General features: G+C 73.9%; 12 protein-coding genes. 8 read left to right on the top strand and 4 right to left on the bottom strand.

Features of this window, described 5'->3' with window-relative positions; genetic code table 11:
- The first annotated feature begins 85 nt into the window (after positions 1 to 85).
- Positions 86 to 1,390 (top strand): alpha/beta fold hydrolase, encoded by a 1,305-nt coding sequence (locus tag IAG42_RS02705; protein ID WP_188335390.1) that lies wholly within the window; start codon positions 86 to 88, stop codon positions 1,388 to 1,390.
- Between the two features lie 244 nt (positions 1,391 to 1,634).
- Positions 1,635 to 2,384: a PIG-L deacetylase family protein gene (locus tag IAG42_RS02700; protein ID WP_223205826.1), complete on the top strand. Its 750-nt coding sequence runs from the start codon at positions 1,635 to 1,637 to the stop codon at positions 2,382 to 2,384.
- Here IAG42_RS02700 and IAG42_RS02695 read toward each other — a convergent pair.
- Entirely contained in the window at positions 2,374 to 3,771 is a 1,398-nt protein-coding gene (locus tag IAG42_RS02695; RefSeq protein WP_188335389.1) for an MFS transporter, read from the bottom strand. The genes IAG42_RS02700 and IAG42_RS02695 overlap by 11 nt on opposite strands.
- Positions 3,768 to 4,388 carry a TetR/AcrR family transcriptional regulator gene (locus IAG42_RS02690; RefSeq protein ID WP_188335388.1) on the bottom strand — a complete coding sequence of 207 codons (621 nt, stop codon included), beginning with the start codon at positions 4,386 to 4,388 and terminating at the stop codon, positions 3,768 to 3,770. Before IAG42_RS02690 ends, IAG42_RS02695 begins: the two co-directional genes overlap by 4 nt.
- A 135-nt stretch (positions 4,389 to 4,523) precedes the next feature.
- On the opposite strand from IAG42_RS02690, the gene IAG42_RS02685 reads away from it, so the two are divergent.
- A complete protein-coding gene (locus IAG42_RS02685) occupies positions 4,524 to 5,363 on the top strand; it encodes an enoyl-CoA hydratase/isomerase family protein (protein ID WP_188335387.1) in 840 nt (279 codons plus the stop codon).
- Between the two features lie 99 nt (positions 5,364 to 5,462).
- Positions 5,463 to 5,894, top strand: a complete 432-nt coding sequence (locus tag IAG42_RS02680) for a PPOX class F420-dependent oxidoreductase (protein ID WP_188335386.1) — start codon at positions 5,463 to 5,465, stop codon at positions 5,892 to 5,894.
- Between the two features lie 310 nt (positions 5,895 to 6,204).
- Here IAG42_RS02680 and IAG42_RS02675 read toward each other — a convergent pair whose 3' ends face one another.
- Together IAG42_RS02675 and IAG42_RS02670 are read right to left on the bottom strand one after the other, a co-directional pair.
- Positions 6,205 to 7,104: an SDR family oxidoreductase gene (locus IAG42_RS02675; RefSeq protein ID WP_188335385.1), complete on the bottom strand. Its 900-nt coding sequence runs from the start codon at positions 7,102 to 7,104 to the stop codon at positions 6,205 to 6,207.
- A 111-nt stretch (positions 7,105 to 7,215) separates the two neighbouring features.
- On the bottom strand, positions 7,216 to 8,178 hold the full coding sequence (locus IAG42_RS02670) for an NAD(P)/FAD-dependent oxidoreductase (RefSeq protein ID WP_188335384.1): 963 nt from the start codon (positions 8,176 to 8,178) through the stop codon (positions 7,216 to 7,218).
- Between the two features lie 172 nt (positions 8,179 to 8,350).
- On the opposite strand from IAG42_RS02670, the gene IAG42_RS02665 reads away from it, so the two are divergent.
- The 4 genes from IAG42_RS02665 (at position 8,351) to IAG42_RS02650 (ending at position 12,314) form a co-directional block, all read left to right on the top strand.
- On the top strand, positions 8,351 to 8,926 hold the full coding sequence (locus IAG42_RS02665) for a helix-turn-helix domain-containing protein (protein ID WP_188341149.1): 576 nt from the start codon (positions 8,351 to 8,353) through the stop codon (positions 8,924 to 8,926).
- Positions 8,927 to 9,049: 123 nt separating this feature from the next.
- The gene (locus IAG42_RS02660; protein WP_188335383.1) at positions 9,050 to 10,036 is read left to right on the top strand and encodes an NADPH:quinone oxidoreductase family protein; all 987 of its coding nucleotides are present in this window, start codon (positions 9,050 to 9,052) and stop codon (positions 10,034 to 10,036) included.
- Positions 10,033 to 11,217 (top strand): acyl-CoA dehydrogenase family protein, encoded by a 1,185-nt coding sequence (locus IAG42_RS02655; protein WP_188335382.1) that lies wholly within the window; start codon positions 10,033 to 10,035, stop codon positions 11,215 to 11,217. The genes IAG42_RS02660 and IAG42_RS02655 overlap by 4 nt, the downstream gene beginning before the upstream one ends.
- Complete coding sequence (locus IAG42_RS02650) at positions 11,214 to 12,314, top strand: acyl-CoA dehydrogenase family protein (RefSeq protein WP_188335381.1); 1,101 nt, start codon at positions 11,214 to 11,216, stop codon at positions 12,312 to 12,314. Before IAG42_RS02655 ends, IAG42_RS02650 begins: the two co-directional genes overlap by 4 nt.
- Positions 12,315 to 12,399: the final 85 nt, after the last annotated feature.

Raw genomic sequence — 12,399 nt, 5'->3', positions numbered from 1 at the left:
GGGCATGTGCTGAACTGGCCCCGTCCCGGTCGTCCGGAATCCGGGGCCTTCGTTCCGTCATCCGATCAGTCGTCATGGAGTCGAATTGAGCGCCGCGCGATACCGGCAGGCCGGGGTCGTCCTCACCGACCGCCGCTTCTCCGTCCCGTTGGACCACTCCGCCCCCGACGGCGAGCGGATCGAGCTGTACGCGCGCGAGGCCGTCGCGCCGGGCCGCGAGGACGCCGACCTTCCCTGGCTGCTCTACCTCCAGGGCGGCCCCGGCTTCGGCGCCAACCGCTTCTCCGGCACCCAGGCCTGGCTCGGCCGCGCCCTGAAGGACCACCGCGTCCTCCTCCTCGACCAGCGCGGAACCGGTGCGTCCACCCCCGTCGGCCGGCAGACGCTCCCGCTGCGCGGCGACGCGCCGCAGCAGGCCGCGTACCTGGGCTTCTTCCGCGCCGACTCGATCGTGCGGGACTGCGAGCTCGTCCGCCGCGAGGTCACCGGGGGAGCGCCCTGGACCGTGCTCGGCCAGAGCTTCGGCGGCTTCTGCACGGTCAACTACCTGTCGACGGCGCCCGAGGGTCTCGCCGCCGCGCTGATCACCGGCGGACTGCCGACCCTCGACGGGCACGCGGACGACGTGTACCGGGCCGCGTACCCGCGCGTCGAGCGCAAGGTCCGGGCGCACTACGCCCGCTACCCGATGGACGTCGAGCGGGCCCGCGAGATCGGCGCGTACGTCCTGGAGCACGAGCCCGTCCTGCCGAACGGCTACCGGCTCACCCTGGAGGCCTTCCAGTCCCTCGGCATCTGGCTCGGCGCGGGCGACGGCAGCGACCGGCTGCACTACCTGCTGGAGGACGCGTTCGTACGGACCCCGGGCGGGCGCGAACTGTCCGACGCGTTCCAGGAACAGATCGGCGCGGCCCTGTCGTACGTGAGCCATCCGCTGTACGCCGTGCTGCACGAGGCGATCTACGCCCAGGGCGGGCGGGCCACCGACTGGTCGGCCGAGCGCGTTCGCGGGGAGTTCCCGCAGTTCGACGGGGAGAAGGCGCTGGCCGACGGTGGCGCGCTGCTCTTCACGGGGGAGAGCGTGCACCCCTGGCAGTTCGACTGCGACCCCGCGCTGCGGCCGCTGCGGGAGGCGGCGGAGCTCGTCGCCGGGCGGGTGGACTGGGCGCCGCTGTACGACTCCGTGCGGCTGGCGGCGAACGAGGTTCCTGTCGCCGCGGCGGTCTACCACGACGACATGTACGTGGACACGGCGATGGCCCTGCGGACCGCTGAGGGGATTCGGGGGGCCCGGAGCTGGGTGACGAACGAGTTCGAGCACGACGGGGTCCGGGCGGGTGGGCCCCGGGTGCTCGACCGGCTGCTGGGGATGGTGCGCGGGGAGGTGTAGCGCCGTAGTTTCGTTGCCGGGTGCGGCCCGGTGGGGCTTCTCGCGCAGTTCCCCGCCCCCCTGAAGGCTTGCGGCTGCGCCGCTCAGCCTTCATCGGCGAAATGCGACCCGAAGCCTCTGTATTTCAGGCGCGCGGGGCCGCTTCGACATGCGGCTCCGCCGCGCGGGCGCGAGAAGCCCCACCGGCCCGCGGTCGCCCGGGAAACACGTGCCGCCCGCCGCAGAGGCGCCTACGCTGCCAACCATGAGCTCGCCCGAATCGAAGAAGACACCGCTGGAGCCGATGCCGGAGGACTGGAGCCGTGCTCTGGCCGTCGTGGCGCACCCCGACGACCTGGAGTACGGCTGCGCCGCCGCGATCGCCGCGTGGACCGACGCCGGCCGCGAGGTCACCTACGTGCTGGCCACCCGCGGCGAGGCCGGAATCGACACCCTGGAGCCGGAGAAGTGCGGCCCGCTGCGCGAACAGGAGCAGCGGGCCAGCGCGGCCGTCGTCGGCGTCGACACCGTCGAGTTCCTCGGCCACAAGGACGGGGTCATCGAGTACGGCACGGCGCTGCGCCGCGACATCGCCGCCGCGATCCGCCGGCACCGCCCCGAACTCGTCATCACCCTCAACCACCGGGACACCTGGGGCGGCGTCCACTGGAACACGCCGGACCACGTGGCCGTCGGCCGGGCCACCCTCGACGCGGCGTCCGACGCGGGCAACCGCTGGATCTTCCCCGAGCTCGTCGAGCAGGGCCTCGAGCCCTGGAACGGGGTGAAGTGGGTGGCGGTCGCGGGCTCGGTGCAGCCCACGCACGCCGTCGACGCGACGCCCGGCCTGGAGCGCTCCGTGCGGTCCCTGCTCGAACACCGCACGTACATCGAGGTGTTGACGAGCGAGGACCCGGAGACGTACTGCCGCACCTTCCTCACCGGGAACGCGCAGGCCGTGGCCGAGCGCTTCGGTGGGAAGCCCGCCGTGGCGTTCGAACTGTTCAGCCGCTGACGTCCGCCTCCACCCGGAGCGGGGCCCTGGCGGGCAGCCTGCGGAGCGCGGCGGCGGCCGCGAGCGCCGTGAGCAGCGCCAGCACCGTCAGGGTCGTGCGCATGGACGCGGTGAACGTGTCCGGGGAGGCGGCGTCCGCCGGGGAGACGAGGAGCATCGTCGCCACGGCCACGCCGAGGGTCGGGCCGATGTTCATCGCCGTCTGCTGAAGGCCTCCCGCCACACCGGCATGGGCGCGCGGCGCCCGGCGGACCAGGACCTCCGTCGCGGTCACCATGACGGTGCCGAACCCGGCGCCCATCGCCAACGCGCAGGCACCGACGGTCAGTCCGGACGCGTCGGTGGTGAGCCGGCCGAAGGCCAGGACGCCCAGGGCCAGCAGCGCGAGCCCGCCGGCCGTCGTCGTCCGCGCCCCGTGCCGCCGCAGGAGCACCGCGCCCAGCGGCGCCGCCAGCACCATGCACAGCGCGGCCGGCAGCATCCGCAGCGCCGTGGCCAGCGCGTCCAGATGCTGCACGTCCTGGAGGAAGTACGTCGCCGAGAACAGTGCGCCGAAGAGCGCCGCGGACGCCGTCAGCAGGATGGCGAGCGAGGTCGCCGTCACCGGTGCGGCGATCACGGCGGGGGAGAGCAACGGGCTCGGCGCGCGGCGCTCGTGACGTACGAGGAGTGCCCCCGCGACGACCGCGCCGACGAGGGCCGGGACGGCGACCGTCGCGTCGGGCAGGGACACGAGTCCCGTGACCAGGCCCGCGAGCGCGCAGCCGAGGAGCAGCGCCCCCAGCGGATCGAGCCCCACCGGCTGCTCACGGGAGGCGTCCGCCGCCTCCGGATCCCGTACGAGGAGCACGAGCACGGCGATCACCAGCGCGGGCGGCACACCCAGGAAGAACACCGAGCGCCAGCCGAAGTGTGCCGTGAGCACGCCGCCGACAACCGGGCCCGCCGCGGCCGCGAGGCCGATCGCCGCGGTACGGGCGGCGATCGGCGGGCCCAGCCGGTCCGCCGGGAACGCCGCCCGCAGCATGCCGAGCGTCGCCGGCTGCAACAGCGCTCCGCACACGCCCTGCACCACCCGCAGTCCGATCAGCACGCCGATGTCCGGGGCGAGACCGACACCCGCCGAGGCCACCGCGAAGCCGAGCATCCCGTACCCGAACAAGCGCCGGTGCCCGTACCGGTCGCCCAGCCGGCCCGCGAACACGAGCAGGCTCGCCACCGTGATCAGATACGCGGTGCTGGTCCACTGGACCTGGCCGAGACCTGCCCCGAGGTCGTCGCCCAGCGCGGGCTGCGCGACGGTCAGGACGGTGCCGTCGAGCGCGACGAGCACCGCGCCGATCACGCTGCCCGCGAGGGTGATCCTGCGGTGCGCCGTGCCGCTCATCGGGCCACCGGGCCCAGATGGGCGTCCAGGACGGCGGTGAGGAGCGGGTCGACCGCCTCGGATCCGGTCGCGAGCTGCAGACTGCCCCAGCCCCACAGCTGGGCCACCCCGTGCAGGTTCGCCCACAACGCACCCGCCACGACGGCGGGTTCGGCCTCCGGGCGGACCGCTGCGATCAGCTCCACGAGCACGCCGAAGAGCGGAAGGCTCGTCTCCCGCAGCCCGAACCGGTCGCTCTCCAACAGATCGTGACGGAACATCAGCTCGTACATGCCGCGATGGCGGGCCGCGAAGTCCAGGTAGACGCGGGCGAGGGCGGTGATCCGGGCGCGCGGATCCGCGTCCGCCTGCGCCAGGGTCCCGGCGACGCGCGCCCCCAGATCCGTGAAGCCGCGCCGCGCGATCGCCGACAGGAGCTCCAGGTGCGTCGGGAAGTAGCGGCGCGGGGCGCCGTGCGAGACGCCGGCCCGGCGGGCGATCTCCCGCAGCGACAGGGCCGCCGCGCCCTCCGCGTCGACGAGTGCCACACCCGTGTCCACGAGCCTCTCGCGCAGGCTCGCGCCGCCGCTCCGGGCGGGCTCGGACGCCTGATGCTCCGGTGGTGCCGATTCATTCATAGACAGTGTCTACCCGATCGGTGTAGACACTGTCTACCTCGGGAGTGGAGACGTGTGGTGCGCCGTCCCTTCAAGGTCACGCCCGGAGCCGTTACGCTGCGCGCCGCTCGCGGTGCCGACGGAGCTGGAGGCGGCATGATCGACACGACCGACGGGAGCCTGCCCGACGGGGACGACCTGCGGATGCGGCTGGACGTGGAGCCGGACGGGATCGGGGTGCTCACCCTGTGCCGCCCGGCCAAGCTGAACGCCTGGAGCTGGGAGGCCAGCCGTCAGCTCGGGGTGATGGCCGACCGGATCCGCTTCGACGACCGCGTCCGGGTCGTGCTGCTGCGGGCCGAGGGGCGGGCGTTCTGCGCCGGGATCGACGTCGGCGCGCCCGGTGGCGGCATCGAGGGCGAGAGCGGGTCCGCGCGGGCACGCGGCTACTACGAGGGGATCCGCTGGGCGCACGAGAGGTTCGCCGCGTTCGCCCGGCTGCCGCAGCCGGTCGTCGCCGCCGTGCAGGGCTACTGCCTCGGGTTCGGCTTCGAACTGGCGCTGATGGCGGACGTGCGCATCGCGGCCGAGAACGCCGTGTTCGCCCTGCCCGAGGCGCAGTTGGGCGTCGCCGTCGACGCGGGAGGCGACCTGCGGATCGCGCGTGAGGCGGGCGCGGGGTGGGCGAAGTACCTCGCGCTGACCGGGCGCCGCATCGACGCCGGCACGGCACACCGGCTGAATCTGCTCCAACAGGTCGTCCCCCTGGAGGAGTTGGACAAGGAGGCGCGGGCCGTCGCCGCGGAGATCGCCGCGAACGCGCCGCTCGCCGTGCAGTCCGTCAAACGGGACGTCGACGCCTACGCCGACGCCGGGCTCGACGCCGCGCTCGACCGCGTCGCGATGAGCGCCGCGCTGACCCTGACCTCCCAGGACGCCACGGAAGGCTTCACGGCGAAGGCGGGCCGCAGGCCGCCCCGATTCCGCGGGGCGTGAGCCGTCCGGGCGAATCCCGCGCCCGTGCGGGAAGAAAGGACGCCGGCGGGCGGTTTGCGGAGGCCGAGGCCCACAGACCGCACCGTCCGGAAGGCAGCCATGACCTCCGCACCGTTCGACCCCCGCGCCCTGCTCGCCGAGAGCCGCCTCGGCGTCCTCGCCACCCTCAAGTCCGACGGGCGGCCCCAACTGTCGCCCGTGCTGCCGTTCTACGACCGCGACACCGAGACGCTGTACGTGTCGATGACGGAGGGCCGCGCCAAGACCGCGAACCTGCGCCGCGACCCGCGCGCCGCCCTGGAGGTCACCGGACCCGGCGGCCGCGAGTGGGCCACCGCCGAGGGCGCCGTCGAACTCGTCGGCCCCGGTACCGACCCGCACGGGCCCGAGGTCGAGACCCTCGTCGCCTACTACCGCAAGGCCGCGGGCGAGCACCCCGACTGGGACGAGTACCGCACGGTCATGGTCGCCGACCGGCGCGTACTGATGACGATGAAGGTCGACCACGTCTACGGGCAGCGCCTCGGCTGACCGAGCCCAGGGCGTACCGGGCGCCGCCCGGCAGCCCGGACCGCGCGGACACGCCCCAGGCCGTGTCCGCAAAGTCCCTCCCCCAGCTGACGCTGGGAGGTGCCCGAGCCGGTCGACGCCTGGCACGCTTCCCCACCGCCTCAATGGCGTGGGAGGTACCCCCACACGCCGCACCGGGCGCAAGGCCAAGTACGTCCAGTACGAGGCCTTGCGCCCGGCACTCCCTCAGCCTTCGGCCGGGACCCCCAGAGCACGCACCAGACGCCGCCCGGCCGCCCTTCGGGCGACGACGGGACTTTGCGGACACGCCCTAGGGGGCGAACGGGCCGCGGTCCAGCTGCTCGCGCACCGGCGTCACCGGAGCGTTCACCAGGTCGCGCCGCTGCCAGTTCGCCCCGTCCACCACGAGCGTGTGCCCGCTGATGAAACGGGCGTAGGGCGAGGCGAGGAAGGTGGCCGCCCAGCCGAGCTCCCTCGGCGCGCCCACCCGCAGCGCGGGCTGGCGGGCGTCCGGGTCCGGGGCCCGGTCGAGTCCGGTCCTGATGTCGGCGGTCATGTCCTCGTGCGGCATGAGCCCCGGCACCAGGCCGTTGACCTGGATCCCGTACGGGCCCCACTCCACGGCCAGCGACTCGACCAGGCTCTTGACGCCCGCCTTGGCCGCCGCGCTGTGCGCGAACCCGGGTCCGCCCGTCCACGCATACGAGGCGCCGACCGCGATCACCGAGCCCGGGGTGCCCTCGGCGAGATGGCGGCGGCCGAACTCGCGCGTCATCAGGAACGTACCGGTGAGCGTGATGTCGACGACCGCGCGCCAGCCGTTCGGTGTCATGTCCTCCGAGGGGACGGGGAAGTTGGCCGCCGCGTTGTTGACCAGGACATCCGGGAGGCGGCCGTGCGCGGCGACGGCGGCGTCGAAGACCTCGGCGATGCGGTCCGCGTCGCGGATGTCGCACAGCTGCGAGGTCACCGGGCCCGCCCCGGGAACCTTCGCCAACTCGGCGCGGGCGGGCGCCAGATGCTCCTCGCGGCGGCTGACGAGGAGCAGGGACGCGCCGAGCCGGGCGAACTCGGCGGCGACCGCCCGGCCCAGGCCGGTGCCGCCTCCCGTCACCAGCACGAGCCGCCCGTCATAGGACCCCGGGGACAGGGCGTGGGCGCCGGGCGGGGGAGGGGCGGAGAGTCCGGGCAGCGGCGTCGTGGAGTCCATGCGCGCATGGATACCGCGCGGGGCGTGACCTTTCCATGCCCGTGCGGGGCGCGGCCTTCCCGCGTCCGTGCGGGCTCGGTGCCCCGGGCCCCTGTGGGCCCGGGGCCTGCCTCAGGTCGTGGCGGCCGCGGCCCGGTCCTCCAGGTCCGTCAGGAGCAGGTCCATGTTGATCGCCGTGCCCGCCCGGTAGCCGCCGCTCGCCGCGTTCACCACCTGCTCCGCCGGCCCCGTCGCGTTCCCGACCGCCCAGACACCCGGGACGCTCGTCAGGCCCGTGGGGTCCACGGCCGGGAAACGGCCGGCCGGGGTGTCCCGGGTGTCGGCGCCGAGGCCGGTCAGCAGGGAGTCGTTCGGGGTCATGCGGGGCGCCACCACGGTGACCGTGCGCGGGATCACCCGGCCGTCGGCGAGGCGGACCCCGGTGAGGCGGTCGTCCGTCACGACCAGATCCGCCACCTCACCCGTCACCACAGCGACCTCGGCCGCCGCCAGCAGCCGCCACTCGGCGTCCGTGAGCGCGTCCTCGCCGTGGGCGCCGAGGAACAGGGTCACGTCGTGCGACAACTGGCTGAACAGCAGGGCCTGATGGATGCCGGCGGCGGGCGCGTACAGCACCCCGACCGGCTCGTCCCGTACCTCGTAGCCGTGGCAGTACGGGCAGTGGATCACGTCGCGGCCCCAGCGCTCGGCGACCCCGGGAACGTCCGGCAGCTCGTCCGTCAGGCCGGTCGCGACGACCAGGCGGCGCCCGTGGACGCCGCCGCCCTCCGCGAGGACCACGTCGAACTCGCCGGAGCCGTCCGGCACCGCCTTCGTCACCCGGTCCCGGACGAGCTCGACCCCGTACCCGGCCACCTCCTCGCGGACCACGGCCAGGAACTCGGCGGGCGGCATGCCGTCGCGGGACGGGTAGCCCTGCATGTGCGCGGCCGGGGCGTTGCGCGGCTCGCCCGCGTCGACGACGAGCACGGAGCGGCGCGCGCGGCCGAGGATCAGGGCCGCCGACAGGCCCGCCGTGCCACCGCCGATCACCACGACGTCGTACACCCTCTGCTCGGAGTCTGCGTTGCTCATCACGGTCACCTCGCTGCACCGGAACGGCGGAATCTCCTGCCGTCTCCCGTTCTCGAAGATGCACCGGATCGTGCGTATTGACAAACCGCTTTGCCGAAACTGCAATGGAAGCATGAAGTCGCACCCGCACACCCACGCGGCCGAGTCCGTGGCCGAGCAGCCCGCCGAGAGCATGGAGGCCGTGCTCACGGGCGTCGGCCCGCGCCTGCGCGCCCTGCGCAAGGAGCGCGGCGCCACGCTGACCGGGCTCTCGGAGGCCACGGGCATCTCGGTGAGCACGCTGTCCCGGCTGGAGTCCGGCCTGCGCAAGCCCAGCCTGGAGCTGCTGCTCCCGATCGCCCGCGCCCACCAGGTCGCGCTCGACGAACTGGTCGGCGCGCCGCCCGTGGGCGATCCGCGCGTGCGGGCCAAGCCGATCGTGCACGGCGGGCGCACCATGTTCCCGCTGACCCGGCAACCGGGCGGCCTGCAGGCGTACAAGGTGATCGAGCCGCAGCGACTGCAGGAGCCCGACCCGCAGACGCACGAGGGCTACGAGTGGATCTACATGCTCTCGGGCAAGCTGCGCCTCGTGCTCGGCGAGCACGATGTGGTGCTCGGCCCCGGTGAGGCCGCCGAGTTCGACACGCGCGTGCCGCACTGGTTCGGATCGACGGGGGAGGGGCCCGCCGAGTTCCTGAGTCTCTTCGGGCCGCAGGGCGAGCGGATGCACGTCCGGGCCAGACCCGCGCGCGGCCCCCAGGAATGACCTCGCGGCGCATTCGCCGAGAGGCATTCACAGGACGGCAAGCGACCGCTTAGTATGCGACTGGGCCGGTCAGCGACCGGCCGTGGAACCCGGTGTGACGACGCAGTCCCGTGGAGGCCCCGCATGCAGGCATGGCAAGTGCACGAGAACGGCGAGCCGAGCGAGGTGATGCGCCTCGAAGAGGTCGAGCGCCCCGTGCCCGGCGACGGGCAGGTCCTGCTCAAGGTGCGCGCCTCCAACATCAACTTCCCGGACGCCCTGCTCTGCCGCGGCCAGTACCAGGTCAGGCCCCCGCTCCCGTTCACCCCGGGCGTCGAGATCTGCGGCGAGACCGAGGACGGCCGCCGCGTCATCGCCAATCCCGTGCTGCCCCACGGCGGCTTCGCCGAGTACGCCGTCGCCGACGCGCGCGCCCTGCTGCCCGCGCCCGACGCGCTCGACGACGCCGAGACGGCCGCTCTGCACATCGGCTACCAGACCGGCTGGTTCGGCCTGCACCAGCGCGCCCGCCTCCAGGACGGCGAGACGCTGCTCGTGCACGCCGCCGCGGGCGGCGTCGGCAGCGCCGCCGTCCAGCTCGGCAAGGCCGCCGGCGCCCGCGTCATCGGCGTCGTCGGCGGCCCCGAGAAGGCGAAGGTCGCCGCCGAGCTCGGCTGCGACGTCGTCGTCGACCGCCGCTCCGAGGACGTCATCGCCGCCGTCAAGGAGGCCACCGGCGGCCGCGGCGCCGACGTGATCTACGACCCGGTCGGCGGCGAGGCGTACACCCAGTCCGCCAAGACCGTCGCCTTCGAGGGCCGCATCGTCGTCGTCGGCTTCGCCTCGGGCACCATCCCGAGCCCCGCCCTCAACCACGCGCTGGTCAAGAACTACTCGATCCTCGGCCTCCACTGGGGCCTGTACGCGAGCAAGAACCCGAAGCTCATCCCGCACTGCCACGAGAAGCTGACCGAGCTCGCCGCGCGCGGCGCCATCAAGCCCCTCGTCAGCGAGCGCGTGGGCCTCGCGGACGCGCCGGCCGCCGTGCAGCGCGTCGCCGACGGCGTCACCACGGGCCGCGTCGTCGTCGTGCCCGGCCTGGACGCCCGTACGGAAGGAGCCCGCGCATGAGCGCCGACGCCGCCGAACTGCGTGCGCTGACCCAGGAGTTCCTGGCCGCGCACCCGCCCGCCTCCACACCCCGCGAGGAGTTCCTGCGGGCCCGCTTCGACGCCGGACTCGCCTGGGTGCACTATCCGCAGGGCCTCGGCGGTCTCGACGCGCCGCGCTCTCTCCAGGCCGTCGTCGACGCCGAGCTGACGGCCGCGGGCGCCCCCGACAACGACCCGCGGCGCAACGGGATCGGGCTCGGCATGGCCGCCCCCACCATCCTGCGCTACGGCACCGAGGAGCAGAAGAAGCGCTTCCTGAAGCCGCTGTGGACCGGCGAGGAGGTGTGGTGCCAGCTCTTCAGCGAGCCCGGCGCCGGATCCGACCTCGCCGCGCTCGGCACCCGCGCCGTCCTCGACGGCGGCACCTGGACCGTCGACGGCCAGAAGGTGTGGACGTCCGGCGCGCACAACGCGCGCTTCGCCATCCTCATCGCCCGCACCGAACCGGACGTGCCCAAGCACAAGGGCATCACGTACTTCGTCTGTGACATGACCGACCCCGGGGTCGACGTGCGGCCGCTGCGCCAGATCACCGGCGAGGCCGAGTTCAACGAGGTGTTCCTCACCGGCGTGAAGATCCCCGACGCCCACCGGCTCGGCGAGATCGGCGACGGCTGGAAGGTCGCCCAGACCACGCTCAACAACGAACGCGTCGCGATCGGCGGCGCCCGCATCCCCCGTGAAGGCGGCCTCATCGGTCTCGCCGCGAAGACCTGGCGCGAGCGTCCCGAGCTGCGCACCCAGGACCTGCACCAGCGCCTGGTCAAGCTCTGGGTCGAGGCCGAGGTCGCCCGGCTCACCGGGGAGCGAACGCGCCAGCAGCTCGTCGCCGGACAGCCCGGCCCCGAGGGCGCGGGCATGAAGCTCGGCTTCGCCCGGCTCAACCAGGAGATCAGCGGACTGGAGGTCGAACTCCTCGGCGAGGAAGGCCTGCTGTACGACGACTGGACGCTGCGCCGCCCCGAGCTCGTCGACTTCGAGGGGCGCGAGGCCGGTTACCGCTACCTGCGCGCCAAGGGCAACAGCATCGAGGGCGGGACGAGCGAGATCCTGCTGAACATCGTCGCCGAGCGCGTCCTGGGCCTGCCGCCCGAGCCGCGCACCGACAAGGACGTCGCCTGGAAGGACCTGTCCCGATGAGCCACCAGCCCGACCTCCTCTACACGGAGGAAGAGGAAGCCCTGCGCTCGGCGGTCCGTGATCTGCTCGCCGACCACTGCGACGCCGCGACCGTCCAGACCCGCGCCGAATCGGACGAGCCGCACGACCGCGCCCTGTGGAAGAACCTCGCGGAGAGCATGGGCCTGGCCGGACTCCTCGTGCCCGAGGAGCGGGGCGGTCAGGGCGCCACGCACCGCGAAGCCGCCGTCGTGCTGGAGGAGTTGGGCCGGGCCGTCGCTCCCGTCCCGTACCTGACGAGCGCCGTCGTCGCGACCGAGGCGCTGCTCGCCTGCGAGGGTGAGGAGGCCGCGACCCTGCTCGCCGCACTCGCCTCCGGCCGCACGGTCGGCGCGCTCGCCGTGCCGCTGTCGGACCGGGCGCCGCGCGACGAGTGGGGCGTGCGCGCGGACGCGGCGGCACTGACCGGCGCCGTCACCGGGGTCGCGGACGCGGCCGCCGCGGACGTGTTCCTCGTGCCCACCGCCGACGGCCTGTTCGCGGTCGACGCCGGGGCCCCCGGGGTCACGGTCACCCCGCAGACCTCCCTCGACCGCACCCGCCCGCTCGCCGCGGTCGCGTTCGACGGCGCGGCCGGACGCCTCCTCGCGCCCACCGCCGCACCCGCCGTCCGCCGCGCCCTGCGCGCCGGAGCCGGCCTGCTCGTGTCCGAGCAACTGGGCCTGTCCGAATGGCTGTTGACCGAGACCGTGCGCTACACACGCGAGCGGAACCAGTTCAACCGCCCCGTCGGCTCCTTCCAGGCGCTCAAGCACCGCCTCGCCCAGCTCTGGCTGGAGACGGTCAACCTGAAGGCCGCGGCGCGGGGCGCGGCGGACGCACTCGCCGCCGGCAGCGAAGACGCCGACATCGCGGTGGCCGTCGCCCAGGCCTACGCGGCGCCGGTCGCGGTGCACGCCGCAGAGGAGGCCCTCCAGCTGCACGGCGGCATCGGCATGACCTGGGAACACCCCATCCACCTCTATCTGAAGCGGGCCAAGGCCGACTCGATCGCACTGGGCACCGCGGGCCGGCACCGCGAGGAGCTGGCCGAGCTGGTGGAGCTCTGGGCGCCCTGACCGAACCCGCCGGGAGCCACTTGGCTTGACCCCGCCTTTGCCCAACCTTGACGAGATGGCATTATTGCGAGCTGTTCGCAACAAC

Source organism: Streptomyces xanthii, assembly GCF_014621695.1.
GTDB lineage: Bacteria > Actinomycetota > Actinomycetes > Streptomycetales > Streptomycetaceae > Streptomyces > Streptomyces xanthii.
This window is presented reverse-complemented; position numbering and strand designations above follow the sequence as displayed.

Bases quoted from the DNA above. Each gene is read 5' to 3' on its own strand.
- IAG42_RS02700 (WP_223205826.1), top strand. From the start codon at position 1,635: ATGAGCTCGCCCGAATCGAAGAAGACACCGCTGGAGCCGATGCCGGAG.
- IAG42_RS02695 (WP_188335389.1), bottom strand. From the start codon at position 3,771: ATGAGCGGCACGGCGCACCGCAGGATCACCCTCGCGGGCAGCGTGATC.
- IAG42_RS02690 (WP_188335388.1), bottom strand. From the start codon at position 4,388: ATGAATGAATCGGCACCACCGGAGCATCAGGCGTCCGAGCCCGCCCGG.
- IAG42_RS02685 (WP_188335387.1), top strand. From the start codon at position 4,524: ATGATCGACACGACCGACGGGAGCCTGCCCGACGGGGACGACCTGCGG.
- IAG42_RS02680 (WP_188335386.1), top strand. From the start codon at position 5,463: ATGACCTCCGCACCGTTCGACCCCCGCGCCCTGCTCGCCGAGAGCCGC.
- IAG42_RS02675 (WP_188335385.1), bottom strand. From the start codon at position 7,104: ATGGACTCCACGACGCCGCTGCCCGGACTCTCCGCCCCTCCCCCGCCC.
- IAG42_RS02670 (WP_188335384.1), bottom strand. From the start codon at position 8,178: ATGAGCAACGCAGACTCCGAGCAGAGGGTGTACGACGTCGTGGTGATC.
- IAG42_RS02665 (WP_188341149.1), top strand. From the start codon at position 8,351: ATGGAGGCCGTGCTCACGGGCGTCGGCCCGCGCCTGCGCGCCCTGCGC.
- IAG42_RS02660 (WP_188335383.1), top strand. From the start codon at position 9,050: ATGCAGGCATGGCAAGTGCACGAGAACGGCGAGCCGAGCGAGGTGATG.
- IAG42_RS02655 (WP_188335382.1), top strand. From the start codon at position 10,033: ATGAGCGCCGACGCCGCCGAACTGCGTGCGCTGACCCAGGAGTTCCTG.
- IAG42_RS02650 (WP_188335381.1), top strand. From the start codon at position 11,214: ATGAGCCACCAGCCCGACCTCCTCTACACGGAGGAAGAGGAAGCCCTG.